Below are 26,035 nucleotides of genomic sequence, written 5' to 3' on the forward strand. Positions count from 1 at the left end.
GGCCATTCGGCCGGAATTCTTCCGCGCCGGGCGATGGCGCAGAGCCTGTCTAGGCCAGGGTGGGAATGGCCTCCATCCGTCGCCTCACCGGGCGAGATCGGTAGAACTACCGAGCGCGCGGGCATTGAGTGTCATGCGCACGAAATCGGCGACGGAGGAGGTGCCGAGCTTCTCGCCGATGTTGGCCCTGTGCGCATCGATGGTGCGGGGGGAGATGCTGAGGGCGGCGGCGATCTCCTTCGTCGCCCAGCCGCGGCACACCATGTCCAGCACTTCCCGCTCGCGTTCCGTGAGGCTGGCGAGGAGGGCGGCCGCCTCCCGCCGCTCCATGAGCGCGTCGAGGGCGCGGGCGGCGACGCCGAGGGCGTCGAGCAGCACCTGCTCGTCCACCGGCTTGGTCAGGAAGTCCACCACCCCGGCGCGAAAGGCCCGGCGGCAGGCGTTCACGTCGCCATGGCCGGTGATCATGACCGCCGGCCAGTCGATGCCCCGCGCGGCGAGCTTCTCCTTGAGCTGGATGCCCGAGATCATCGGCATCCGCAGATCCAGCAGCAGGCAGCCGGGGCGGTCCTCGTCCACATGGGCGAGAAAGGTCTCGGGATCGGCGAAGGCCTCCACCGCCATGCCATAGGTGGAGAGCAGCAGGGAGAGGGCCTGCCGCACGGCGGCATCGTCATCGACGAGATAGACGCGGGGCGCGCTCACTGGGCCGCTATCTGCCGTTCCGGCAAGGCGGGAAGGCTGATGACGAAGGACGCCCCCTCTCCCGGCTTGGCCTCGGCCTCGATGGTGCCGCCCGCCCGCTCCACCAGCGTGGCGCATAGGGATAGGCCCAGCCCCATGCCCTCGCTCTTGGTGGAGAAGAAGGGCTCGAACAGCCGGGGCATCACATCCGCCGGAATGCCCTTGCCGGTATCGCTGACGCGGATGGCCACCATGTCGCCGGCATCGAAGGTGCGGATCAGGATGCGCTTTTCCCGCCCGTCGCGCTCCTGCAGGCTGTCGGCGGCGTTGCGGATGAGATTGTGCAGCACCTGCTCCAGTTCCACCGGGTCCGCATTGGCGCGGGGCATGGGCCGCTCCAGGTCCAGCTCCAGCGTGATGTCGCGCCTTGCGAGGTCGGCGCGGGCGAGGGTCGCCGCGTCGTCCACCACGTCATTCACGTCCACGGCGACGCGCTCGCTGGCGCGGCGGGCGATGTAGTCGCGCATCCGCCGCAGGATCTCGCCGGCCCGGCGCGCCTCACGCACGTTGGCGTCGAGCGCCTCGGACAGTCGGGCGGGATCGCCGTCCGGCCCGGACAGGCGCAGCGCGGCCTGGCTCTGGCTCAGCAAGGCGGTGAGCGGCTGGGTCAGCTCGTGGGCGATGCCCGAGGCGAGCTCGCCCAGCGAATTGACCCGCGCGGCGTGGGCGAGCTGCGTCTCGCGTTCCAGAAGCCGGCTTCGCTCCTCCGCCAGCGCCGCGAGCTGCCGGGAGCGGCGGGCCTCGTGCCGCTGGATGAGCGTGTAGCGCCCCGCGAACAGGACGAGCAGCGACACCAGCGCGAAGGCGGCGAGCGGCACCGGCGCGATGGCCTTGTAGAGGGTCATCGGCCGCTCGATGCCGAGGTTCACCGGCTGGGTGGCGCTGTCGGCGGCGCGGAAAAAGGTGAGGGTCGCGAATGCGCCGGGCTCCACCGCCGGCGGCTGGCCGTTCAGCGGATGCGGCCCGAGGCTCATGGCGAGGCGATCACTGGAGAGCCGATCCTCGGCCATCAGCAGGCCGCCCGAGTCGATCTCCAGGATGATGGCCAGACGTCGGCCGCTGCCGGCGCGCTTGCCGAGAAAATAGCGATCGGCGGAGGCGGCCTCCACATAATAGCGCGCCTCGCCCGTTCTCTGCCCGAACACCAGCTGGGCGAACATGGGCAAGGGTCTGCGGGCCAGATCGGCGGGGACGGCCACGACGGTCTCGATGGCCCCCGCGTCGGTCAGCTCCAGCACCCGGATGGAGAGGATACGCTTGTAATAGCGCATGATCCCGGCAGCCACCTGCCGGATGGTCTCCACCGGCGGCGGATCGGTCGCCTGCACGAGGGCGGCGAGGCTGGTGAGATGGGCGTCGTGCTGGGCCACGCGCTGGGACAGGAGCCGGTGCAGGGCGACGCCCTCGGCCTGAACATCCGCATCGGCGCGAGACAGGTTATTCCGGATGGCGAGCGTCGCGAAAGCCGCGACGAGACCGACCCAGATCACGAGGAGCACGGCGACGGACCTGACGGCAAAGGTACGCCGGATCACGGATTCGACCTCCCCCCGGGGGCTTATTTGCCGGCTCGAGCCGGAACGTTTTAGCACCGCTTGAACGGCGCGGAAATCGGTGCGCGGGGTCCGCGCGCAAATTTCATCGTATCCATAAGCTGTTACCGCAACGGCAGGGGTCGGATCAGTGGCGCGCGGCCAGCAGCTCGTCCGGCAATCCGCGGCAGATGTCGGCCACCTGATGCAGCAATTGCCCCAGCGCCGAGGTCTTGCGCCAGAGCAGCGCGATCTGCCGGCTGGGGCGGGAATCGGTAAACGCCAGCAGGTGGATGTTCTGCGCCGGCGGCACCGGGTGCCGCGTCGCCAGCATGGGCAGGAGCGTGATGCCGACACCCGCCGCCACCATCTGGCGCAGGGTTTCGAGGCTGGTGGCGCGGAATTCGGATTTCTCCCGCGCGCCGGTCTGGTGGCACACGTCCAGCGCCTGGTCGCGCAGGCAGTGCCCCTCCTCCAGCAGCATCAGATTCTGCCCAGCCAGCTCCGCCACCTCCAGCGTATCGCGCCGGGCGAGGCTGTGGCTGCCGGGCACGGCGAGGAGGAAGGGCTCCTCGAACAGGAACTCGCTGTGGAAATGGGTGTCGTGCACCGGCAGCGCGAGAAAGGCCGCGTCCAGCGTGCCGACGTTCAGCCGCTGGATGAGATTGGCGCTCTTCTCCTCGAACAGCAGCAGTTCCAGCTCGGGAAACCGCTGGCGGATGAGCGGCACGACGTGGGGCAATAGATACGGCCCGAGGGTGGGAAATACGCCCAACTTCAGTGCCCCGCCCTCGGCATGGCGGCTGCGGCGGGCCGCCTCCTTCAGCTGGTCCACCTCGGTGAGGATGCGCCGCGCCCGCTCCACCGCATCGCGGCCGGCGGGGGTGAGCATGGCTTTCCTCGGCGTGCGCTCGATGAGCGCGACGCCCAGTTCCTCCTCCAGCTTGCGGATCTGGGTGGAGAGGGTCGGCTGGCTCACGCTGCACAGCTCCGCCGCGCGGCGGAAGCTGCGGGTGTCGGCGAGGGCGATGAGATATTGCAGCTCACGCAGGGTCATGATGTCCGCCCCGCGGCCGGCCCGATCAGGCGGCCCTAACGGCCGCCTCCTTGTCCTCGGCGGGAGCGCTGGAGCGGATCAGGTGATCGAACGCGGCGAGCGAGGCCTTCGCCCCTTCGCCCAGCGCGATCACGATCTGCTTGTAGGGCACGGTGGTGCAGTCGCCGGCCGCGAACACGCCGGGGACCGAGGTCTGGCCGTGGGCGTCCACGATGATCTCGCCGCGCGGGGAGAGATCGACCACGCCCTTCAGCCATTCGGTGTTGGGCAGGAGGCCGATCTGCACGAAGATCCCTTCCAGCTCCACCTTGTGGATGTCGCCGGTGCTGCGGTTCTCATAGGTGAGGCCCGAGACCTTCTGCCCATCACCGAGCACTTCCGTCGTGCGGGCGGAGGTGAGGATGGTGACGTTGGGAAGGCTCTTCAGCTTGCGCTGGAGCACCTCGTCGGCGCGCAGCTGGCTGTCGAACTCGATCAGCGTGACATGGGCGACGATGCCGGCGAGGTCGATGGCCGCTTCCACGCCGGAATTGCCGCCGCCGACCACCGCCACGCGCTTGCCCTTGAACAGCGGGCCGTCGCAATGGGGGCAGTAGGCCACGCCCTTGTTGCGATAGGCATCCTCGCCGGGCACGTTCATCTGCCGCCAGCGGGCGCCGGTGGCGAGGATGACGCTGCGCGAGCGCAGGCTGGCGCCGTTGGCGAACTCCACCTCCACCACGTCCTTGCCGGGCACGAGCTTCACGGCACGCTGGAGGTTCATGATCTCCACCTCATGCTCGCGCACGTGCTGCTCCAGCGCGGCGGCGAGCTTCGGCCCCTCGGTGTAGGGGACGGAGATGAGATTCTCGATGGCCATGGTGTCCAGCACCTGCCCGCCGAAGCGCTCGGCGGCGACGCCGGTGCGGATGCCCTTGCGGGCGGCATAGATGGCCGCCGTGGCGCCGGCCGGGCCACCGCCCACCACCAGCACGTCGAAGCGGTTCATCTCGCCCATGCGCCTGGCGTCGCGGGCGGCGGCGCCGGTGTCGAGCTTGGCGACGATCTCCTCGATGCCCATGCGGCCCTGGCCGAAGACTTCGCCGTTGAGATAGACGGTGGGCACGCTCATCACCTGCCGCGCATCCACCTCGCTCTGGAACAGCGCGCCGTCGACGGCGACATGCTTCACCCGCGGGTTCAGCACCGCCATCAGGTTCAGCGCCTGCACCACGTCCGGGCAGTTCTGGCAGGACTGGGAGAAATAGGTCTCGAACACGAAGTCGCCGTCCAGCGCCTTCACCTGCTCGATGACCGCCTCCTCCACCTTGGGCGGATAGCCGCCCACCTGCAGCAGCGCCAGCACGAGGGAGGTGAATTCGTGCCCCATGGGCAGGCCGGCGAAGGTGAGGGAAATGTCGTGGCCGGGGCTCGACAGGGAGAAGGACGGCACGCGCGCGCCCGGCTCCTGGTGCTCCCGCACGGTAATCTTGTCGGAAAGCTCGGCGATGTCGGCGAGAAGCGCGCTCATTTCCTGCGACTTCGGCCCGCCATCCACCGCGGCGGTGATTTCGACGGGACGGACCAGACGCTCCAGATAGGCCTTGAGCTGGGTCTTCATGGCGGAATCGAGCATGGCAATCCTCCGGCAGAAATGCGGGGCCGGATCAGGGATCCGGCTGGAAATAAGTCGGCCGCGGCAAACGGGCCACGGGAGACGGGATACGGGTTCAGAAGCCACGTCCGCCGCAGGCGAAAAGCCGCGGCGGACGGTCGGGGCGCCTCCCTTTCGGGAGCCGGTGGGGCCTTGAGACGACAGCCTCAAGGCCGGATCGGGGGTAAAACCTCAGATCTTGCCGACGAGATCGAGGGAGGGCGCCAGCGTCTTCTCGCCTTCCTGCCACTTGGCAGGGCAGACCTCGCCAGGATGGGCGGCGACGTACTGGGCGGCCTTGATCTTCCGCAACAGGTCGGCGGCGTCACGGCCGATGCCCTCGGCGGTGACTTCCACGGCCTGGATGATGCCGTTCGGGTCCACCACGAAGGTGCCGCGGTCGGCGAGGCCCTGGCCTTCGCGCATCACGCCGAAGTTGTTGGTGATCACGCCCGCCGGGTCGCCGAGCATGGTGTACTTCACCTTGCCGATGGTCTCGGAGGAATCGTGCCACGCCTTGTGGGTGAAGTGGGTGTCGGTGGAGACCGAGTAGATCTCGACGCCGAGCTTCTGGAACTCACCGTAGTGATCGGCCAGATCGCCCAGCTCGGTCGGGCAGACGAAGGTGAAGTCGGCAGGGTAGAAGAAGAAAACGGCCCACTTGCCGGCAAGGTCGGTGTCCGAAACCTGGATGAACTTGCCATCCTTGAAAGCCTGCGTCGTGAAAGGCTTGATCTTAGTATTGACGAGCGACATGGCAATTCCTCGATGCGGTGTTGCGCTGCGACGGGCCGAAGCCATCGCAATGCAACATAGGTATCGGCAGGGCATAAGTGAAATAGATAAGATTTCCGATATCGATAGATCCAGTCTATCGATATGCCGAGGCAAACCCGATTTCGCGCGGGAAACAAGAGGTTGGCGGCCATCCGGCCCATGGCCGCGCTGGCGTTGACGCACTGCGACAGAAGCGCGCATTTTACCATCGGCAAGGCACATCGGAGCACCTCCGGCCGTTGTGGAAACGGGCGGATCGCTCCCGAGGCGGGATCGGGACGCTACCGAATCCGGTCCAGCAGCTTCAGCAGCATGGCGCGCTCGGCGGCATCGAGCGGCGCCAGCGTCTCCTCGGTGATGGCGAAGGCGTTCACGCTGGCGCGTGCGACGGCCTCCTCACCGGCCGGGGTGAGCACCACCACGAGCAGGCGGCCATCCTCCGTATCGGGCCGCGTCACCACGAAGCCGCGCCGCACGAGGCGGTCCACCACGCCCTTGATGGTCGCGGCATCCATGGCCGTCAGGCGCCCCAGCAGGTTCTGCGAGCACGGGCCGGTCTCGGTGAGCTTCGCCAGCGCAGCCCACTGGGTCATGGTCAAATCGTCGCCGATGCGGGCCGCGAAGATGGCGGCATGGCGCTGGCCCACCTGCCGAAGGATGAAGCCGACCTGATCGTCCAGCACATAGGGCGTATTCGCCCGTGAACGCCGCACCGGGCGGCGCACCTGCATCGGTGGCGTCGCCTGGGGAGGCGCAGATTTGGGAGGCGCGGCTGCCGCTTCGGGCGTGGCCGTCTTCCGGGGCGCGCGGGACGCCCGCAGGGCCTTGGGCTCCGACGCCATGGCTCAGACCGCCAGATAGGCGTCGCGGATTTCCGGATTGGCTTCCAGATCCGCGATGGTGCCGGAAAAGCGGATGCGCCCCTTCTCGATGATGTAGGCGCGATCCGAGATCAGCTTGGCGAAGTGCAGATTCTGCTCGGAGATGACCACCGAGAGCCCTTCCCGCTTCATGGCCAGGATGGCGTCCGCCATCTGCTCCACGATCTTGGGCGCGAGTCCTTCCGAGGGCTCGTCCAGCAGCACGAGGGAGGGGTTCCCCATCAGGGTGCGGCCGATGGTGAGCATCTGCTGCTCGCCGCCGCTCATCTGCCCGCCGGGGCGCTTCTTCATCTCGCCGAGGTTGGGAAAGAGCTTGTAGAGCATGTCCGGCGTCCAGGTGGCGACGCCCGGGCGCGGCGCCTGCCGGCCCACCTCGAAATTCTCCTCCACCGTCAGATGGCTGAAGATGCGCCGGTCCTCCGGCACATAGCCAAGGCCCCGCCGCACGATCTCGTAGGTCGGCAGGCGCGAGACATCGGCGCCGTCGAACATCACCGTGCCGGCGCGCTGGGGCACGAGGCCGACGATGGAGCGGAAGGTCGTGCTCTTGCCCGCCCCGTTGCGGCCGAGCAGCGCCACCACCTCGCCGGCGCCGATCTCGAGGCCCACGTCGTAGAGGATGTGGGCGGGGCCGTAGTGGCTGTTGAGGTTCGAGACCTGTAGTTTCATGCCGCAGTCCCCTCGCGGTGCCGTGCGTCGTAGAGCAGCCCTTCGCCGAGATAGATGGCGCGCACCTGCGGGTCGCGCCGCACCTCGGCCGGGGTGCCGCGGGCGATGAGCTGGCCGCGGTTGAGCACCATCACTTCGTCGGCGTGCTCGAACACCACGTCCATGTCGTGCTCGGTGAAGAGCACGCCGATGCCCTTGGCGCGGGCGATCTCGGCGGTCAGGCGCATCAGCTCGACCCGCTCGCGCGGGGCCATGCCGGCGGTGGGCTCGTCCATCAGCAGGAGGCGCGGCTGGTTGGCCAGCGCCACGGCCAGTTCCAGCCGCTTGAGGTCGCCATAGGCCAATTCCCCGCACGGGCGCTCTGCCTGGGTGGTGAGGCCGACGAGGGCGAGCAGCGCATCCGCCTCCGCCCGGCAGGCCGCGCCGGCAAAGCCGAACACGCGGGAAATGAGCCCGTGGAAGGAGAGGAGCGCCACCTGCACATTCTCGCGCACCGTCATGGAGGCGAAGGTGGCGGTGATCTGGAAGGTGCGGCCGACGCCGAGCCGCCACACGGCGCGCGGCGGCAGGCCCTTGATGTCCTTGCCCTCGATGCGCACCGTGCCGGCATCGGGCGGGATCTGCCCGTTCAGCATGTTGAAGCAGGTGCTCTTGCCGGCGCCGTTCGGGCCGATGAGGGCGAGCATCTGCCCCGCCTCCACCGTGAAGGACACGCCACGCACGGCATGGACGCCGCCATAGGACTTCATCAGGTCTTTGACTTCGAGCAGCGGGCTCATCACGCGGCCTCCGCCTTGGTGGCGCTCACCGGCGCGCCGGCCCCGTTGCCCGGGCGGCGATGGCGCAGGTCCTCGATAAAGCCCACGACACCCTTGGGAAACGCGAGCACGATGACGACGATGACGGCGCCCAGCACCAGCTTGGAGAGGTCGGTCTGGCTCATCAGCCAGATGGCAAGCGCCTTGTAGAGCACCGCGCCCACCACCGCGCCGGAGACCGTCTCCACACCGCCGAGCAGCACCATCACGAGGCCGTCCACCGAGGTGGGGATGGCCATGTAGTCCGGAAAGACCGAGCCCTTGAGGAAGGCGAACATCGCGCCCGCAAGCCCCGCGAAGGTGCCGGCCACGATGAAGGCCGCCCACTGCATCCGCTGCCGGTTGAGGCCGATGGCCTCGGAGCGCAGCACGCTGTCGCGCACTGCCCGGAGCCCGTAGCCGAACGGCGAGAACACCAGCATCCTGAGCAGGCCGACGCCCACCACCGCGATGCCCAGCGCCAGCCAGAAGAAGCCGGCCGGGCGCGAGGCCCAGGTCGCCGGCCAGATGCCGAGCAGGCCGTTGTCGCCGCCCGTCACGTCCACCCACTGGAAGGCGATGGACCAGGCGATCTGCGCGAAGGCCAGCGTCAGCATGGCGAAATAGACGCCGGACAGCCGCACGCAGAACCAGCCGAACACCACCGCTCCGGCGAGGCCCAGCAGCGGGCCGACGATGAGCGCCGCCTCCATGGGCGCGCCCATGTATTTCACAAGGAAGGCCGCCCCATAGGCGCCGAGGCCGAAATAGGCGGCGTGGCCGAAGGAGGCGAGGCCGCCCACCGTCATCATGAAATGCAGGCTGGCGGCGAACAGCACGTAGATGAGGATTTCCGCGCCCACCGTCAGCGCATAATTGCCGAGGAGGAACGGCAGCGTCGCCGCGGCCAGCACCGCCACCATCACCGCCACGCGCTCGACCTGCGTGAACGGTCGCCAGGGCCGGATGGTGAGGCCGGCGGCGGCGCGGGGCGCGCTCTCCGGCTTGCCGAACAGGCCCCACGGCCGCACCACCAGCACCACCGCCATCACCAGGAACACGGTGATGAGCGAGATCTGCGGCAGGATGAGAATGCCGAAGGCGTTCAGCTCCGCGACGATGATGGCCGCCACGAAGGCGCCGAATACCGAGCCCAGCCCGCCGATCACCACCACGACGAACACTTCCACGATGATGGAGAGGTCCATCGCATGGGTCACGGTGGTGCGCGGGATCTGCAGCGCGCCGCCGAGCGCGGCGAGGAAGACGCCCAGCGCGAACACGCCGGTGAACAGCCATTTCTGGTTCACGCCGAGCGCCGCGACCATCTCGCGATCCTGCGTCGCCGCGCGCACTAGCACGCCCCAGCGGGTCTTGTGGAACAGGAGCCAGAGAATGCCGAGCACCACCGGGCCGAGGGTCATCATGAACAGGTCATAGGTCGGCACCATGCGGCCGAACAGGCTGATGGCGCCGGTGAAGCCGGGGGCGCGCGGGCCAAGGAGATCTTCCGGCCCCCAGATCACCACCACGAGGTCCTGCACCATCAGCGTCACGCCGAAAGTGGCGAGGAGCTGGAAGAGTTCGGGCGCCTGATAGATGCGCCGCAGCAGCACCATCTCCATCAGCGCGCCAAGGATCGCGACGATGATCGCCGCCGCGACGATGGCGCCCCAGAAGCCGAGGGGGCCGGCGAAGCGCGTCGTCAGCGTGTAGGCCACATAGGCGCCCAGCATGTAGAAGGCGCCATGGGCGAAGTTCACGATGCGCGTGACGCCGAAGATGATCGACAGCCCCGACGCCACCAGAAACAGCGACGCGGCGCTGGCGAGCCCGCTCAGGGCTTGGACCAGAAGAAATTCCACGGCTTCAGCCTCTCGTTCACCTGCTGGAAGTTTTGGTCTTTTTGGGCCACCTGCCGTCTAGGACCGGGGCCGGATGCGGGGGCGGCCGACTGGAACCGCCTGCACTTCATCGCCTCCCCTCTCCCCTCGCGGGAGAGGGGTAGAGGGTGAGGGGGCTGGTGCCGGACGGAAGAACGGCGCCGGAAATCCGAGACCCATCCCCCCTCACCCTGCCCTCTCCCGCAAGGGGAGAGGGTTCGCACCGTGACAAGCGGAAAAGTCCGCCTCAGTTCGCCGGGCGCAGCTTCGCGGCTTCGGCTTCCGGCGGCAGGTAGTCGGCGCCGGGGCGGAACTGGAAGTTCACCATGATGCCCTGCCCGTCCTTCTGCGAGGTCGTGCCGATATAGGCGCCCATGGTCGACTGGTGGTCGGCCGCCCGGTAGACGACATCGCCGAACGGCGTGGAGACCTTGAGGTTCTTCATCGCCTTGAGGAGGCCGGCGGTGGAGTGGTCGTCGGTCGCCTTCAGCACCGCGGCGATGGACTTCACGGTCGAGTAGCCGACGATGGAGCCGAGGCGCGGATAGTCCTTGTGGAGCTGCTGGTAGGCGTCGAGGAACGCCTGGTGCTCGGCGGTCTTGATGCCGTACCAGGGATAGCCGGTGACGATCCAGCCTTCGGGGGTCTCGGTCTTCAGCGGGTCGAGATATTCCGGCTCGCCGGTGAGATAGCTGACCACCGCGCGGTTCTTGAAGATGCCGCGGGTGTTGCCCTCGCGGACCAGCTTCACGAGGTCGCCGGCGAAGGTGGCGTTGAGGATGGCGTCGGGATTGGCGGCGTCGATGGCCTGGAGCACCGGGCCGGCGTCGATCTTGCCCAGCGGCGGCCACTGCTCGGCCACGAACTCCACGTCCGGCTTGCGCTTCTTCAGAAGCTCCTTGAACACCGCGACGAAGGACTGGCCGAACTCATAGTTCGGCGCAATCGTCGCCCAGCGCTTGGCCGGAAGTTTCGCCGCCTCCTCCGCCAGCATGGCGGCCTGCATGTAGTTGGAGGTGCGCAGGCGGAAGGTGTAGTCGTTGCCCTTCGACCAGACGAGCGCATCGGTGAGCGGCTCGGCGGCGAGGTACATCACCTGCTTCTGCTTGGCGAAGTCGGCGAGCGCGAGGCCGACGTTGGAGAGGAAGCCGCCCGCGATCATCACCACGCCGTCGCGCGAGACCAGCTCGTTTGCGGCGGTGAGCGCGTCGGCCGGCTTGCCGCCGTCATCCTTGGTGATGATGACGAGCTTCTTGCCCTTGATGCCTCCGGCGTCGTTCACTTCCTTCAGCGCCAGATCCATCCCCTTGCGATAGGGATCGAGGAAGGCCGGCAGCGCCGAATAGGAATTGACCTCGCCCACCTTGATCTCGCCCTGCTGCGCCCGCGCCCCGCCTGCGGCGAGGAGGAGAGCGGCGAGGGATGCCGCGACCAGCTTCTTCATGTCCATTCCCCTTTTATGATCTCACATGAACGGTTTACGCGCGAGGGCGTGGCCTATCTCAGCCCGTCCTCGCCCTTGATCTCACTTGCCTTCAGCCCGCCGACGCGCGGCAGCGGACGGCCGGAATCGGTGACCGCGACGGCGACCACGATCTCGTTGGCGCGCGGGGCATCCGACACGCTGACGATCATGCCGTCGAAATGACTGCGCACGAAGGCCGCATCCTTGTGGCCGAGCGGGATGTCCAGCTCTGCCCCGAGGCCGCCGCGCCGCTTGGACGAGGGGATCAGCGCCGCGCCCTTGCCGAGCACGGCGCGCACCGGCGCGCCCATCTTGGGGTGCAGGAGAGCGGCGGCGTGCTCCAGCTCGCCATTCTCGCCCACCAGCGCCGCCTTGCCGTAGCTCTCGGCGGAAGGCCCCTCGATGCCGAGGGCCTCCACCGCCTTTTGCGCGAGAAGCCCGCCCAGTTCGTCGCCCATGGCGATGAGGTCGGCGAGGTCTTCCACGTAGCGGCCGGCGAACGGGTTCTCGATCACCGCGATGGCCGCCGCGCGCCGGGTGGGCGGGGAGACGGGGCGGCCCATCTCGGTCCGCGTCTCCTCGACGATGGTGACGATCTTGCGGATGTTCGCGCTCATCGCAGGCCGTCCTCGCCCTTGATGGCCTCCGCCGCGAGACCGCCGACGCGGGCATGGACGCGCGGGCCGCAGCTCATCACCAGGATGAGCGCGATCTCGTCCGCCTTGGGGGCGTCGGACACGCCCACTTCCATGGCGTCGAAATGGGAGCGCACGTAGGAGGCGTTCACATGGGTCACCGGCACGTCGAGCCGGGTGCCCGGCCCGCCGACCTTCTTGGTGGAGGGCACGATGGCCTTGGCGTCGCCCAGCGCCTCGCGCATGGCGTAGCCGCCCGGCACGTGCCAAAGCGCGCCGTGCTCGATCTCGCCGGCGGCGCCGACGATGGCGCCCTTGCCGTAGCCGTCGATGGCCTTGGCGTCACCGCCCAGCGCGGCAAGGAGTTCCTTGGCCATGGCGGCGCCCAGCGGCTTCAGGTCCTCCATGAAGCCGGCGATGTCTTCCACATAGCGGCCGGCGAACGGGTTCTCGATCACCGCCACGATGGCGCCGCGCTTGCGCGGGGTGGCGACGGCGGGGCCGCCCTCGTGGAAGATCTCCTCCAGGATGCGGACCTGCTTGCGGATCTTGACCTCAGGCATGGGCGGCGCCTCTTTCTTGTTCTGCGGCGAGGGTTATCGGAGCAAGGGTAATCGGAGGGGATGACAGGCCGACATCCCCCAGAGGACAGGTTGAGACGCTGGCGCCCTGCAGATGCAGCGCAGCAGCGGTGATGAGGCCGCGCGCCACCAGCGCGCCGGCCACCGCGAGCCCTTCGGCCAGCGCCTCGTCCCGCTCGGCGGGGGTCAGATCCGGAACGTGGCGCGTCACCTTCAGCAGGCCGAGATCGCTGTCGGGGAGCACCTCGCGCGCCGGCACCCGGACGATGCCGGGATGGGCGGGCAGGTTCACCGCATTGGCGATGACGCTCGCTGCCGCATCAGCCGCCGCGGCAGTCGGCGCGAGCACGGTCACGGCATCGGCGATGCCGAGCGAGAAACTGCGTCCGCGCCAGCCGGAGGTGGCGATGCCGCGCACCGGGCCATTGGCCGTGATGCGGGCGGAGCCCACCACGCGGGGGCGGTCCGGCCTGTCCACGATGCCCGCCACCAGTTCGGCGCCTGGGGCGAGATAGAGCGCGATATCCCCGCCATTGTTGACGAAGGCGCGGGTGAGGCCCGGCCGTACCATGGCGGAGAGCACCTCTTCCGCCACGGCGCCGGCAACCGCCGCCATGGGGGTGATGAAACCGGCGCGCGCATGGGGCGACACCGCCGCCCACATGCGCCGCGCCACCGGGCCCTGAAGGGGGCAAGGCCCGGGATGGGCGGGTCGGCGGAGCAGGGACAGCTCGCCGCACAGGGTATCCAGAAGGCCGGCGAGGCGATGCGTCGCCGCGCCATAGGCGCAGGCCACCACATCCGCCGGGCCATCGGCCTCGATCACGAGATCGATGGGACCGTCATTGAGATGCAGCCGGCGCCCGTCCGCCAGCAGCCCCGCCTGCGGCAGGCGCCGCTGCACCGGCATGGCGGGAACCGCTGCCCGGGGTGCTAGAGGGGGGATGTCGGCCGGGCGCAGCATGGTCTCAGCCCTGCGACCGGGTGGAAAGCGGCCACGGAATATCGGAGAAGGGCGCCATCTCGCGCACCGCCTCGCGCTCGATCACCGAGGCGGCGGGGCGCACATGGTCCATGTGGCCACCGAGCGCCTCATAGGCGGCGAGCGGCAGCGTGAATTCGATGGGCGCCACCAGCGCGGGGGTGGGCACATAGCCGAAGCCGTGCTCCGGCACGCGCGTCACGTCCACCATGAAGGTGATGCCGCCGCCCGGCCAGACATAGACCGGCGCGCCGCCGCAGGTGACGCGGGTGATGGAATCCTTCACAGAGCGGGTCAGCCGCACGGGATTTTCCGTCACCCCCGCCCGCAGCGAACCGCCCGCCCCGGCCATGAACAGCACGGAGGAGAGGGCCGGCTCGCAATTCTCGCGGATGCGCTCGACGGAGGGATAGAGATCAGCGGGGACTTCGGTTTCCACCGGCACCAGGTTCTCGTCGAGAACATAATAGCCGTAATGCTCGCCGGTGGTGGAGACGAGGAGCAGCCGCAGCCCCGGCCACGCCAGCTTCGCGTCGAACGCGCCGAGAATGGAGAGCGGATCGGAAATGTTGGTGCCGCCCCAGCCGAGGCCCGGCTCGGCCACCTGGAAATAGCGGCCGGGGGTGGAGCGGCGGCCCTTCATGCGGATGCCGGTGTCGCGGATGCCGAGGAGCTTGCCGGCCTGATGCTCGGAGAGGACGCCGGTGATGTGGTCGTCCACGACCACCACCTCATCCACCTTGCCATGCCACTGCTTGGCGAACATGCCGATGGTGGCGGAGCCGCAGCCCACCCGCATGCGCGCCTCTTCCGCGCCGTTCACGATGGGCGGCTTGCCGGCCTGCACGACAAGCTTCGCGCCACCATCGATGGCGAATTCCACGGCCTTGCCGTTGCACAGCTCCAGCAGGGCATCGCAGGTGACGCGGCCTTCCTTCTTGGAGCCGCCGGTAAGGTGATGCACGCCGCCGAGCGAGAGCATCTGCGAGCCGTATTCGGAGGTGGTGACATGGCCCACCGCCTCGCCATCCACCCGCACCGCAGCCTGTTCGGGGCCGATGAAGCGGTCGGTGTCGATCTTCACCTTCGCGCCAGCGTAGCTGAAGATGCCCTCGGTGACGACGGTCACCATGTCCACGCCGTTCACCTCGGCGGAGACGATGAAGGGCGCGGGCTTGTAGTCCGGATAGGTGGTGCCGGAACCCACGGCGGTGACGAAGGATTCGCCGCCCGCCACGAGGCGCCCGTCCCAGTCGCCGCCCCGGTCGAAGGGCACCACCTTGCCGCCCTGCGCCAGCGTGCGGTCGAGCACGATGTGGGGATCGACGCGGATCAGCTCGCCGTCGCGGTTGGCGTAGCGGTCGCAGGCGCCGGTGAGGCCGGGCCGGATGTAGCACATGACCGGGCACGCATCGCAGCGGATCTTGTCATCCTCGGCGCGGGCAGTGATGGTGGGCTCTTGGGCCATGGAACCTTTAGCTCCGGCCCCGCGACGGGGCCAACCGATTTCATATGTACACTAATGAAAATCGGGACGGACCAAAGTGTCAAGCACAAGGAACGGGCAGGCCGCACCAATAGGCAGCATTGCTGACATATCCTTCGCAAAGCAGCATTTTCGGTGCACCGCATCGCCCGTCGGTAGCGGTCGGCAGCCTCTGTTTTAGGCGGGCCTCGCGCTTGACGATGATTTATTAGTGTAGAAACAATCTAGCCCGTTGCGCGTCGGCGCCGGTCCCGGTGTCGTTCCCGTTCTTGTTTCCGTTCTCTTGCGGCAAAGGCTGAGCGGCCCCCGAAGATGTCCGCCTCCATCCTACTCCAGGTCAACGGCGAAACCCACGCCTTCGCGCTGCCCCGCGAGACGCCGCTGATCTACGTGCTGCGCAACGATCTCGGGCTGAACGGTCCCAAGTTCGGCTGCGGTCTCGGGGAGTGCGGGGCCTGCACGGTGCTGATGGACGGCCGCGCCACGCGCTCCTGCGTCACCACCCTCGGCACGGCCGAGGGTCGCGCGGTGACGACGCTCGAGGGGCTCGCGACGCAGGGCACGCTGCACCCGGTGCAGGCCGCCTTCATCGCCGAGCAGGCGGCCCAGTGCGGCTATTGTCTCAACGGCATGATCATGACCACCGTCGCCTTCCTCGCCCGCAACCCCGCCCCCACCGAGGCCGAAGCCCGAGCCGCGCTGCGCTACAATTTGTGCCGCTGCGGGACGCATGTGGAGATCCTGCGCGCGGTGCTGCGCGCGGCGGCCGGCTCCGCCGAGAGCGTGGAGGCCCAGCCGTGAGCGAGCCGAGGCCCGATCCCGCGGCGCTCCTCGCCGCCAGTGGCAATCTCGCCATCCTGCGGCCGGCGCAGGTGGTGCACGGCCTCGTGCCGAGCGCAGCGCCGAAGGAGGGCGCCCTCGACCTTTTCCTGCTGGTGGACGACACCGGCACCGTCACCGCCTTCAACGGCCATGTGGACCTCGGCACCGGCATCCGCACGGCGCTGGCCCAGATCGTCGCCGAGGAGCTGGATGTGACGCTCGATCGCGTCACCATGGTGCTCGGGCATACGGGAGTCGCGCCCAACCAGGGCGGCACCATCGCCTCCGATTCCATCCAGGTCTCCGCCCGCCCGCTGCGCCACGCGGCGGCGCAGGCCCGCGCCCATCTGGTTGGGCTCGCGGCCAAGGCATTGGGCATTGCCGCCGACCAGTTGGAGGTGGAGGAGGGCATCGTCCGCCCGAAGGACGGGCGCAACACCGGCCTCTCCTACGCCGATCTGCTCAAGGGCCGCGCCGACCGGCTGATGCTCCATCAGGAAACGGCGGTGAAGCCCGCGCGCGAGCACCGCATCGTCGGCCGCCGCGTGCCCCGCGTGGACATTCCGGCCAAGGCGACGGGCACCTTCACCTATGTCCACGACGTGCGCGTGCCGGGCATGCTGCACGGCCGCGTGGTGCGCCCACCCTATGCCGGCATCGATGCCGGCCCGTTCGTCGGCAAGAGCCTGATCCGGGTGGACGAGCACTCCGTCGCGCATATTCCCGGCGTGGTGGCGGTGGTCACCATGGGTGATTTCATCGGCATCGTCGCCGAACGCGAGGAGCAGGCCGCCGAGGCCGCCCGCGTGCTGAAGACCGAGTGGCGCGACACCCCCGCCCTCCCCGACCTCTCCAACACCGAGCAGGCCCTGCGCGGGGCGGAGAAGGCCAAGACGCGGCTCCTCCACGAGCAGGGCAATCTGGACGGCGCCCGAGCCGACGCCGCGCAGGTGCTTGAGGCGACCTATGTCTGGCCCTACCAGATGCACGCCTCCATCGGCCCCTCCTGCGCCGTCGCCGACGTGCGCGAGGACAGCGCCACCATCTGGGCGGGCACGCAGAACCCCTATTGGCTGCGCACGGATATCTCCGTCCTGCTCGGCCTGCCGGAAGAGGACATCGAGATCGTCCGCTTCGAGGCGGCGGGCTGCTACGGCCGCAACTGCGCCGACGACGTGGCGGCCGACGCCGCGCTTCTCTCCCGCGCCGTGGGCCGGCCGGTGCGCGTGCAGCTGACCCGCGAGCAGGAGCATGCCTGGGAGCCCAAGGGCGCCGGCCAGCTCATGGAGGTGAAGGGCGGCATCAACGCGGACGGCACGCCGGCCTTCTACGATTTCCTCACCCGCTACCCCTCCAACGCCGCCGTCACCCTCGCGCTGCTGCTCACCGGCCGCGTGCCGGCGGACAATCCCATCTATGAGATGGGCGACCGCACGGCCATCCCGCCCTATGCCTATGACGTGATGCGCGTGGCGGTGGACGATGTGGCCCCCATCGTGCGCGCCTCCTGGCTGCGCGGCGTCTCGGCCTTGCCCAACAGCTTCGCCCACGAGAGCTATGTGGACGAACTGGCCGCCGCGGCCGGCGTCGATCCGGTGGATTATCGCCTGCGCCACCTGCACGACGCGCGCGCGGTGGACCTCGTGAAGGCCACCGCCGAGCGCGCCGGCTGGGTCAAGCGCACCGGGCCACGGCAGGAGGTGGTGGAGGGCGACATCGTGCGCGGGCAGGGCTTCGCCTATGCCCTCTATGTCCACTCCAAATTCCCCGGCTACGGCGCCGCCTGGTCCGCCTGGGTGGCGGATGTGGAGGTGAACAGAGCGACCGGCGATGTCGCGGTGAAGCGCGTCACTGTCGGCCAGGATTCCGGGCTGATGATCAACCCGGCCGGCATCGAGCACCAGATCCACGGCAACGTCATCCAGTCCACCTCCCGCGCGCTGAAGGAGCAGGTAACGTTCGACGAAAAGGCCGTCACCAGCCGGGAATGGGGCGCCTACCCCATCCTCACCTTCCCGGAAGTGCCGGTCATCAACGTGGTGCTGATGCCCCGGCCGGATGATCCGCCCCTCGGCTCGGGCGAATCCGCCTCGGTGCCCAGTGCGGCGGCCATCGCCAATGCCATCTTCGACGCCACCGGCGTGCGCCTGCGCGAACCGCCCTTCACGCCGGACCGCGTGCGCGCGGCCCTCGCCGGCGAGGCCCCGCACCGGCCGGTGAAGGAGAAGACCCGCAGACCGTGGCTCGCGATGGCGGGTGCGGCGCTTGCAGGTGCCTTGGGCATGGCGACGCTGGCGCTGCCGATCCGGGGCGCCATCGCGCCCATCGCCCCGCCCGATCCCGCAACCTTCTCCGCGGACATGATCGCACGCGGCAAGGTGCTGGCGGCGCTGGGGGATTGCGCGGTCTGCCACACGGCCGACGGCGGCATCGCCAATGCCGGCGGGCGGCCGCTGCACACGCCCTTCGGCACGGTCTATTCCACCAATCTCACGCCGGACGTGGCGACGGGCATCGGCGGCTGGTCCTATGCCGCCTTCGAGCGCGCCATGCGCGAGGGCATCGGGCGCGACGGGCGGCACCTCTACCCCGCCTTCCCTTACACTGCGTTCACCCGCATCGCTGATGCCGACATGCAGGCGCTCTACGCCTTCCTCATGTCGCAGCCGGCGGTGACGGCGGCGGCGCCCGACAACCGGATGACCTTCCCCTTCAATATCCGCCCGCTGATGGCCGGCTGGAACCTGCTGTTCCATCGCCCCGGCCAGCTTCAGGCGGAGCCTGTACAGTCCCCCCAGTGGAACCGGGGGCGCTACCTCGTGGAGGGCCTCGGCCATTGCGGCGCCTGCCACACGCCGCGCAACGCGCTGGGCGCGGAGAAGACAGGCGCGGCCTACCTTGCCGGCGGTTTTGCCGATGGCTGGGAGGCGCCGGCCCTCACGGAGCTGTCGAAGGCGCCCATTCCCTGGACGGAGGACGAACTTTTCACCTATCTGCGAACCGGATTCTCCCGCTTCCACGGCACCGCCGCCGGCCCCATGGCGCCGGTGGTCCATGCGCTGAAGGAGGTGCCCGACGCGGATGTCCGGGCCATGGCGGTCTATCTCGCCTCGCTCTCGGGGCCGGCCGTGGCCGATGCGGCGGCCACCGCCGCGACGCTGGAGGCCAGGGCCGAGGCCTCGCTCCGCCCCATGGACAGTGTGGGCGGGCGCCTCTTCGCCGGCGCCTGCGCCGCCTGCCATGCGCCGGAAGGACCGACCCTGTTCGGTGCGCGGCCGGCGTTGGCTCTGAACACCAATGTCCATGCCGTGCGGCCGGACAATCTCATTCGCGTCATACTCGAAGGCATCCCCAAGCCCGCCGCCCCGGAGCTGGGCGACATGCCCGCCTTCCGCGACAGCCTCGATAACGCGCAGGTGGCCGACCTCGTGCGCTACATGCGGGCCAAGTTCGCGCCCGATGCGCCGGCGTGGGAGGGGCTGGAGGGCACGGTGGCGAGATTGCGGGCGGCACCGACGCACTGAGGTTGAGAGCGGGCCAATCTTCTTGCGTACCGTCATGCCCCGGCTTGTCCGGGGCATCCACTCGGCCATTCGCCGGCCGCATGATGCCCGGCAGCCAGCCCCGCCACACCGTGGATCCTCCGGACAAGCCGGGGGATGACGGGAGTTGAATGAATGGGCGGCCCTCACCTGCCCAAAATATCCCGCTCCGCTGCCCAAAAGAGCCGCATCCATTCCCCGCCAAGCCGTTGACAGTCTTCGCGGGCCGACTCTATTTTCATTTGTACACTAACAATCTCCTGCGGCCGCGACGGTGGCCTCGCAGCCGCCCGAACCTTCCGAGCCTGAAGATGAGCAATTTCTTCGAGGAGCAGGTGCTCAGCGTCCATCACTGGACCGACCGCCTGTTCAGCTTCACCACCACCCGCGACCCCGGCTTCCGCTTCCGGACCGGCGAATTCACCATGATCGGCCTGAAGGTGGATGGCCGGCCGCTGCTGCGCGCCTATTCGGTGGTGAGCCCGGCCTGGGCGGAGACGCTGGAATTCTTCTCCATCAAGGTGCCCAACGGCCCCCTCACCTCGCGCCTCCAGCACATCAAGGTGGGCGATGCGATCACGGTGGGCCGCAAGGCGACCGGCACGCTGGTGATGGACAATCTCCTGCCCGGCAAGACCCTCTACCTCCTCGGCACGGGCACGGGCCTCGCGCCCTTCCTCTCGGTGATCCGCGATCCGGAGACCTACGAGCGGTTCGAGAAGGTGGTGCTCGTCCACGGCTGCCGGCACGTGGCGGACCTCGCCTATGAGGACCTCATCACCAACGAGTTGCCCGCCCACGAATTCCTCGGCGAGGAGATCGCGGCCAAGCTGCTCTATTACCCGACCGTGACGCGCGAGCCCTTCCGCAACACGGGGCGCATCTCCACCCTGCTGGACAGCGGCAAGCTCTGCGCGGATGTAGGCCTGCCGCCGCTGGATGCCGCCACCGACCGCGTGATGATCTGCGGCTCGCCGGCCATGATGGTGGATTTGAAGACGCTGCTGGAATCCCGCGGCTTTGCCGAGGGCTCGGGCAGCGAGCCGGGCCATTTCGTCATTGAAAAGGCGTTCGCCGAGCGCTGAAATCCGCCCCGCGCCCGGTTTTCAGCAGCCCGGCGCGGGCGTAAACTTCATATGCCTACAAACAGAAAGGCGCGCGTCGCCGCGCCCCCTCCGGAGACGAGAGCATGGCCCACGACGCGCCAACCGGTCCCGCCGGCCCCACCAAGCTGGTGATCCGCAACATCGGCCTTCTCCTCAGCGGCGACCTCACAAAGCCCATTCTGGACGCCGACACGGTGGTGGCGCTGGACGGGCGCATCACAGCCATCGGCCGCGAGAAGGACGTGGACACCGAAGACGCGACCACGCTTATCGACGCCAACGGCACCACGCTGACCCCCGGCCTCATCGACAGCCATGTCCACCCCGTGGCGGGCGACTGGACGCCGCGACAGAGCCAGATCAACTGGATCGATTCCTCCCTCCACGGCGGCGTCACCACCATGATCTCGGCCGGCGAGGTGCATTATCCCGGCCGCGCCCGCGACGTGGTGGGGGTAAAGGCCCTCGCCATCACCGCCCAGCGCGCCTTCTCGGCCTTCCGCCCCTCCGGCGTGAAGGTCCATGCAGGTGCCCCCGTCATCGAGAACGAGATGGTGGAGGATGATTTCAAGGAGTTGGCCGCCGCCGGCGTGAAGCTGCTCGGCGAGGTCGGCCTCGGCGGCGTGAAGGACGGCCCCACCGCCCGCAAGATGGTGGGATGGGCGCGCAAGTACGGCATCCAGTCCACGATCCACACGGGAGGCCCCTCCATCCCCGGCTCCGGCCTCATCGACAAGGACGTGGTGCTGGAGGCGGACACGGACGTGGTCGGCCATATCAATGGCGGCCACACCGCGCTGCCGGACAACCAGATCCGCTGCATCTGCGAGGGCTGCAAGCGCGGGCTGGAGATCGTCCATAACGGAAACGAACGCTCGGCCCTCTACACGCTGCGCCTCGCCCGTGAACTGGGCGAACTCCAGCGCGTCATCCTCGGCACGGACGGGCCGGCCGGCTCGGGCGTCCAGCCGCTGGGCATCCTGCGCATGGTCTCCATGCTCTCCTCCCTCGGCGAGTTGCCGGCGGAGGAGGCCTTCTGCCTTGCCACCGGCAACACGGCGCGCATGCGGGCGCTCGATTCCGGCCTGATCGAGGTGGGGCGCGCGGCGGACTTCGTGCTGATGGACAAGGCCCAGCATTCGCCCGGCACCACGCTCTTGGACAGCGTGCGCCTCGGCGACCTGCCGGGCGTGTGCATGACCATCATCGACGGCATCGTGCGCACCCAGCGCTCGCGCAACACGCCGCCCGCCACGCGCATGCCGATTGTCGTGAAGGGCTGAGGCCCTCACACCACGGGCGGCACCGGGTTCGGCCGCAGCACCAGAAGCACGCCGGCGAGCACGAGCGCGATGCCGCCGGCGGAGACCAGCGTCCAGTGGTAGCCCTCAAACACGGTTGAGATGGCCAGCGCCACCAGCGGGAACACCACCGTGCCGTAGCCGGCCCGGTTGGCGCCGATGCGCCGGACAAGCATGTTGTAGGCGGCAAAACCCGCCAGCGTCTGGACGATGATGAGGCAGGCGAGGGAGCCCACATAGACGGGGCTCCAATCGAACCTGAACGGCACGCCGTGCACGAGGGCGATCACCAGCAGGATGATCATCCCGTAAAAGAAGCCCCAGGTGGTCAGCGAGGCGATGGGATATTGCCGCCGCCCGGCGATGCCGGTGAGCAGGCTGCCGACCGAGAAGGACAGGGTGCCGGCCAGCCCCAGCGCCAGCCCCTCCCCGGCCCCGTCGATGCCCTTGCCTTCCGAAAGGCTCGGGCCGAACACCAGCGCCAACCCCACCACGCCCGCGAGCGCCCCGCCGAGGATCTGGCGGCGCAACGGCACGCGCAGGAACAGCGCGGAGAGCACGGGGATGATGATGGCCGACAGCGCGAAGATGACGGACATCAGCCCCGACGGCAGGTGATAGCCGGCATAGTAGAAGCTGACGAAATTGAGCGAGAACAGCGTCGCGCCGAGCCCGGCGAACAGCACATGGTCGCGCCAGCCGAAGGCAAGCCGCCCGCCCGTGACGAGAACGAAGCCCAGCATCACCGAGCCGGCGACGGCGAAGCGCCAGACGCCCGAGACCTCCGGCGCGACCACGCCGAGCTGCAGCTTCAGCGGCAGCCAGCCCGTGCCGAAGATGAGCACGCAGACCGCGTAAAGCAGAAGCTCGCGCGGGCCGAGCGGTCCGTCGGTGCGGGGCGGAGGGGCATGCATGGAGTGGAATCCGGAGGGTGCTGCACCCTATGCGGTCACCCTGTTTCCGGCAACGCGCGGCGGAAGCGGGCACAGCCTGAGCGGAGCCGCAGCAAGGGCGGGAAGATCAGCGTCCGGGCCGCCCGGCGTGGCACGAAGGCGAGCCATGATGTCAGTGCATGGCAGCCCCGCGTCCCCTAGCCGGCGTGTTTGAGAGGCCCCGATCCCGGATCAGTAGGCGAGCGCGTCGAAAGCCGGCTCGACGGAGCCGTTCCACGGCCCGTTGTACAGCTCCAGCAGCTCTTCGGCCGGTACGCGGCCGGAGAACAGCGTCTGCTCCAGCGGCTCCAGGAATCGCGTCTCGTCGCGCCCCACCCGGTCGTGGAAGCCGCGCCGCTTGAGGCCGGCCTGCGAGAGCTTGAGCACGTCCTTCGCCACATCGCGGAGCGCGCGGCCGCGAATTTCGGCCTTGAGGGCAAGGCGGGGCACGTCGTCCCGCAGCGTCTGGCGCTCCTCGGCGGTCCAGTGCTTCACCAGATCCCAGGCGGCGTCGAGGCTCTGCTGATCATAGAGCAGGCCCACCCAGAAGGCCGGCAGCGCGCAGAGATTGATCGACGGGCCGGCATCGGCTCCGCGCATCTCCAGGAAGCGCTTCAGCCGCACCTCGGGGAAGATGGTGGAGAGGTGGTTGATCCAGTCGGAGAGCGTCGCCGTCTCGCCGGGCAGCAGCGGATGGCGGCCGGCGAGGAGATCGCGGAACGACGTGCCGGCCACATCCACGTAATGGTCACCGCGCTTCACAAAATACATGGGCACGTCAAGGGCGTAGTCCACATAGCGCTCGAAGCCGAACCCCTCCTCGAAGGCGAAGGGCAGCATGCCGGAGCGGGCATTGTCCGTGTCGCGCCAGATCTCGGAGCGGAAGGAGAGGAAGCCGTTGGGCTTGCCCTCGGTGAAGGGCGAGTTGGCGAAGAGGGCGGTGGCCACCGGCTGCAGCGCCAGGCCGACGCGCATCTTCTTCACCATGTCGGCTTCGGAGGAGAAGTCGAGGTTCACCTGCACGGTGCAGGTGCGGAACATCATGTCGAGGCCGAGCGTGCCCACCTTCGGCATGTAGTTGGACATGATCTTGTAGCGGCCCTTCGGCATCACCGGCGTCTCGGAGCGCGACCATTTGGGGCTCATGCCGATGGCGAGGAAGCCGATGCCGAGCGGCGTCGCCACTTCCCGCACCTGGGCGAGGTGAGCGTTCAGTTCCGAGCAGGTCTCGTGGATGGTCCGCAGCGGCGCGCCGGAGAGCTCGAACTGCCCGCCGGGCTCCAGCGAGATGGCCCCGCCGCCGGTCACGTCCGCGAGGCCGATGATGGTCTCGCCCTCCATGATCGGCTCCCAGCCGAGCAGGGAGCGCATGCCCTCCAGCAGCTTGCGGATGCCCTTCGGCCCCTCGTAGGGCACCGGCTCGTGGCGGCCCATGGTGAAGGGGATCTTCTCGTGCTCGGTGCCGATACGGAAGGCCCGCTCCGGCTTCGATCCCCCTTCCATCCAGGCGACGAGTTCGCCGCGGTCGGAAATCGGGGTCGCGTCGAGCGTGTCGCGGGCCATCAGGAAGCTCTTCAAGCGGAGGGGCGCGCGACCATACACGGCACCTCGGTCAAGGCAAGCGCGTGGGGGTCGGCCCCGACAGGGGCGGGAAAGGCGGGACTTCAGGCGGTGGGGCCGGCCACCTCCCGCGCGCCGCATCGCACGGAAGGAAGGCCAAGGTTCGGCTCAGATGGTGACGGGATTGGCTTTCGCAACCGCGTCGAACGCCTGGAGCAGGGTAATAAGCTCCTCCAGCTTGGCCAGAGGCACCATGTTCGGGCCGTCGGAGGGGGCCTTGTCCGGGTCGGGATGGGTCTCGATGAAGACGGCGGCGACGCCCACGGCCACCGCCGCGCGTGCGAGAACCGGCACGAACTCACGCTGGCCGCCGGAGGAGGTCCCCTGCCCGCCCGGCTGCTGCACCGAATGGGTGGCGTCGAACACCACCGGCGCGCCCGTGGTCTTGGCGAGGATCGGCAGGCCGCGCATGTCGGAGACGAGCGTGTTGTAGCCGAAGGAGACGCCCCGCTCCGTCACCAGCACGCGGCCGTTGCCGGCACCGGTGAGCTTGTTGACCACGTTCGCCATGTCCCACGGCGCGAGGAACTGGCCCTTCTTCACGTTCACCACCCGGCCGGTGCGGGCGGCGGCAATGAGGAGGTCGGTCTGGCGGCAGAGGAAGGCGGGAATCTGCAGCACGTCCACCACCTCGGCGGCGGCGGCGCACTGGTCGATCTCGTGCACGTCGGTGAGCACCGGCAGGCCGAGGCTCTCCCTGATCTCGCCGAACACCGGCAGCGCCGCCTGGAGACCGAGCCCGCGGGCAGCCGACAGGGAGGTGCGGTTCGCCTTGTCGAAGGAGGTCTTGAAGACCAGGCCGATGTTGCGGCGGGTCGCGATCTCCTTCAGCGCGGTGGCCACCTCCAGCGCGTGGGCGCGGCTTTCCATCTGGCAGGGGCCGGCGATCAGCGTCAGCGGCAGGCTATTGCCGAAGCGCACGGGTCCTGCCTCGACGATGCTCTGCGGGGCGACGGGCGGAGGTGCGGCGGTCATGGGCAGTCCCTCGACGGCTCGGGACACCGCGACCGCGTGGCCGGCAGCGCCCTAAGCCCTAGAATAAATGCGGCTTTCCGACTTCCGCGCGGAGCGATGCAGCCGGAGCGCGCCCTTGATAGAGCATTTTCGCCGTTTCGCTAAATCGCGAATGCGCGCGGCCGGGCGCTGGTGGACGGGCCGGGCCGCGCGCGAGGACGGGTCAGTGCGTGACGAGCTTGAGCCCGACGATACCCACCGCGATCAGGCCGATGGATGCGAGCCGCAGAAGGTCGGTCGATTCGGAGAAGAAAAGGATACCGGCGACCGCTGTCCCGACCGTCCCGATTCCCGCCCACACCGCATAAGCGGTGCCGATGGGTATGCCGCGCAGGGCGAGCGACAGCAAAAGCAGGCTCACCCCGATCGTGCCGAGCGTGAAGAGGCTCGGCCAGAGCCGCGTGAACCCCTCCGATTGCTTCATTCCGATGGCCCACGCGATTTCGGTGAGGCCGGCAATGAACAGATAGACCCAAGCCATGGGCAGACACCACGAGAGGCGGGGTCGTCCCCGCCGCGCGTTAAGGAAGGAGCGCGGTCGTCCGCGCCCGGGGCGGAATGCTCCGCCCAATCCGA

Annotated in this window: 22 protein-coding genes; 4 read left to right on the plus strand and 18 right to left on the minus strand. The window is 68.8% G+C overall.

The genetic code is table 11. From position 1 onward, the window contains the following. Positions 1-84 precede the first annotated feature (84 nt). From V5F63_RS12735 to V5F63_RS12800, 14 genes are all read right to left on the minus strand, one after another. Positions 85-705 carry a response regulator transcription factor gene (locus tag V5F63_RS12735; RefSeq protein ID WP_394029211.1) on the minus strand — a complete coding sequence of 207 codons (621 nt, stop codon included), beginning with the start codon at positions 703-705 and terminating at the stop codon, positions 85-87. Beyond that, positions 702-2,279 carry a sensor histidine kinase gene (locus V5F63_RS12740; RefSeq protein WP_209489406.1) on the minus strand — a complete coding sequence of 526 codons (1,578 nt, stop codon included), beginning with the start codon at positions 2,277-2,279 and terminating at the stop codon, positions 702-704. Before V5F63_RS12740 ends, V5F63_RS12735 begins: the two co-directional genes overlap by 4 nt. A 145-nt stretch (positions 2,280-2,424) precedes the next feature. Continuing rightward, positions 2,425-3,333 (minus strand): DNA-binding transcriptional regulator OxyR, encoded by a 909-nt coding sequence (gene oxyR, locus V5F63_RS12745; protein WP_209489408.1) that lies wholly within the window; start codon positions 3,331-3,333, stop codon positions 2,425-2,427. Positions 3,334-3,358: 25 nt separating this feature from the next. Next, positions 3,359-4,948 (minus strand): alkyl hydroperoxide reductase subunit F, encoded by a 1,590-nt coding sequence (gene ahpF, locus V5F63_RS12750; protein ID WP_394102445.1) that lies wholly within the window; start codon positions 4,946-4,948, stop codon positions 3,359-3,361. Between the two features lie 210 nt (positions 4,949-5,158). After that, the gene (ahpC, locus tag V5F63_RS12755; protein WP_209489414.1) at positions 5,159-5,722 is read right to left on the minus strand and encodes an alkyl hydroperoxide reductase subunit C; all 564 of its coding nucleotides are present in this window, start codon (positions 5,720-5,722) and stop codon (positions 5,159-5,161) included. A 302-nt stretch (positions 5,723-6,024) separates the two neighbouring features. Next, positions 6,025-6,474, minus strand: coding sequence for a MarR family winged helix-turn-helix transcriptional regulator (locus V5F63_RS12760; RefSeq protein ID WP_209489416.1), 450 nt, complete (start codon positions 6,472-6,474; stop codon positions 6,025-6,027). A gap of 114 nt (positions 6,475-6,588) precedes the next feature. Then, positions 6,589-7,293, minus strand: coding sequence for an ABC transporter ATP-binding protein (locus V5F63_RS12765; RefSeq protein WP_209489417.1), 705 nt, complete (start codon positions 7,291-7,293; stop codon positions 6,589-6,591). Further along, entirely contained in the window at positions 7,290-8,072 is a 783-nt protein-coding gene (locus V5F63_RS12770) for an ABC transporter ATP-binding protein (protein ID WP_209489419.1), read from the minus strand. Before V5F63_RS12770 ends, V5F63_RS12765 begins: the two co-directional genes overlap by 4 nt. Continuing rightward, positions 8,072-9,955 (minus strand): ABC transporter permease, encoded by a 1,884-nt coding sequence (locus tag V5F63_RS12775; protein WP_394102444.1) that lies wholly within the window; start codon positions 9,953-9,955, stop codon positions 8,072-8,074. Before V5F63_RS12775 ends, V5F63_RS12770 begins: the two co-directional genes overlap by 1 nt. Before the next feature lie 265 nt (positions 9,956-10,220). Beyond that, positions 10,221-11,417 carry an ABC transporter substrate-binding protein gene (locus tag V5F63_RS12780; RefSeq protein WP_209489423.1) on the minus strand — a complete coding sequence of 399 codons (1,197 nt, stop codon included), beginning with the start codon at positions 11,415-11,417 and terminating at the stop codon, positions 10,221-10,223. Between the two features lie 53 nt (positions 11,418-11,470). Beyond that, the gene (locus tag V5F63_RS12785; protein WP_394102443.1) at positions 11,471-12,055 is read right to left on the minus strand and encodes an amino acid synthesis family protein; all 585 of its coding nucleotides are present in this window, start codon (positions 12,053-12,055) and stop codon (positions 11,471-11,473) included. Further along, positions 12,052-12,636, minus strand: a complete 585-nt coding sequence (locus V5F63_RS12790; RefSeq protein ID WP_394102442.1) for an amino acid synthesis family protein — start codon at positions 12,634-12,636, stop codon at positions 12,052-12,054. The genes V5F63_RS12785 and V5F63_RS12790 overlap by 4 nt, the downstream gene beginning before the upstream one ends. Continuing rightward, positions 12,629-13,564 (minus strand): UPF0280 family protein, encoded by a 936-nt coding sequence (locus V5F63_RS12795; RefSeq protein ID WP_394102441.1) that lies wholly within the window; start codon positions 13,562-13,564, stop codon positions 12,629-12,631. Before V5F63_RS12795 ends, V5F63_RS12790 begins: the two co-directional genes overlap by 8 nt. A 58-nt stretch (positions 13,565-13,622) precedes the next feature. Next, on the minus strand, positions 13,623-15,104 hold the full coding sequence (locus V5F63_RS12800; RefSeq protein WP_394102440.1) for a 6-hydroxynicotinate reductase: 1,482 nt from the start codon (positions 15,102-15,104) through the stop codon (positions 13,623-13,625). 330 nt (positions 15,105-15,434) lie between these two features. Between V5F63_RS12800 and V5F63_RS12805 the strand changes: the two genes are divergently transcribed. The 4 genes from V5F63_RS12805 (at position 15,435) to V5F63_RS12820 (ending at position 21,875) form a co-directional block, all read left to right on the plus strand. After that, entirely contained in the window at positions 15,435-15,923 is a 489-nt protein-coding gene (locus V5F63_RS12805; RefSeq protein WP_394102439.1) for a (2Fe-2S)-binding protein, read from the plus strand. Continuing rightward, the gene (locus V5F63_RS12810) at positions 15,920-19,468 is read left to right on the plus strand and encodes a molybdopterin cofactor-binding domain-containing protein (RefSeq protein WP_394102438.1); all 3,549 of its coding nucleotides are present in this window, start codon (positions 15,920-15,922) and stop codon (positions 19,466-19,468) included. Before V5F63_RS12805 ends, V5F63_RS12810 begins: the two co-directional genes overlap by 4 nt. A 329-nt stretch (positions 19,469-19,797) precedes the next feature. Further along, on the plus strand, positions 19,798-20,571 hold the full coding sequence (locus tag V5F63_RS12815) for a ferredoxin--NADP reductase (RefSeq protein WP_209489438.1): 774 nt from the start codon (positions 19,798-19,800) through the stop codon (positions 20,569-20,571). A 104-nt stretch (positions 20,572-20,675) separates the two neighbouring features. Then, positions 20,676-21,875 (plus strand): amidohydrolase family protein, encoded by a 1,200-nt coding sequence (locus tag V5F63_RS12820; protein ID WP_394102437.1) that lies wholly within the window; start codon positions 20,676-20,678, stop codon positions 21,873-21,875. Positions 21,876-21,880: 5 nt separating this feature from the next. On the opposite strand, the gene V5F63_RS12825 is transcribed toward V5F63_RS12820, so the two are convergent. The 4 genes from V5F63_RS12825 to V5F63_RS12840 form a co-directional block, all read right to left on the minus strand. Next, complete coding sequence (locus tag V5F63_RS12825; RefSeq protein WP_394102436.1) at positions 21,881-22,807, minus strand: DMT family transporter; 927 nt, start codon at positions 22,805-22,807, stop codon at positions 21,881-21,883. A 210-nt stretch (positions 22,808-23,017) separates the two neighbouring features. Next, the gene (locus tag V5F63_RS12830) at positions 23,018-24,388 is read right to left on the minus strand and encodes a glutamate--cysteine ligase (RefSeq protein WP_209489444.1); all 1,371 of its coding nucleotides are present in this window, start codon (positions 24,386-24,388) and stop codon (positions 23,018-23,020) included. A gap of 165 nt (positions 24,389-24,553) precedes the next feature. Further along, positions 24,554-25,420 (minus strand): 3-deoxy-8-phosphooctulonate synthase, encoded by an 867-nt coding sequence (gene kdsA, locus V5F63_RS12835; protein ID WP_209489446.1) that lies wholly within the window; start codon positions 25,418-25,420, stop codon positions 24,554-24,556. Between the two features lie 202 nt (positions 25,421-25,622). Continuing rightward, on the minus strand, positions 25,623-25,940 hold the full coding sequence (locus V5F63_RS12840; protein ID WP_209489448.1) for a DMT family transporter: 318 nt from the start codon (positions 25,938-25,940) through the stop codon (positions 25,623-25,625). Positions 25,941-26,035 lie beyond the last annotated feature (95 nt).

It is taken from the genome of Xanthobacter wiegelii (genome assembly GCF_043193855.2).
Lineage (GTDB): Bacteria > Pseudomonadota > Alphaproteobacteria > Rhizobiales > Xanthobacteraceae > Xanthobacter > Xanthobacter flavus_A.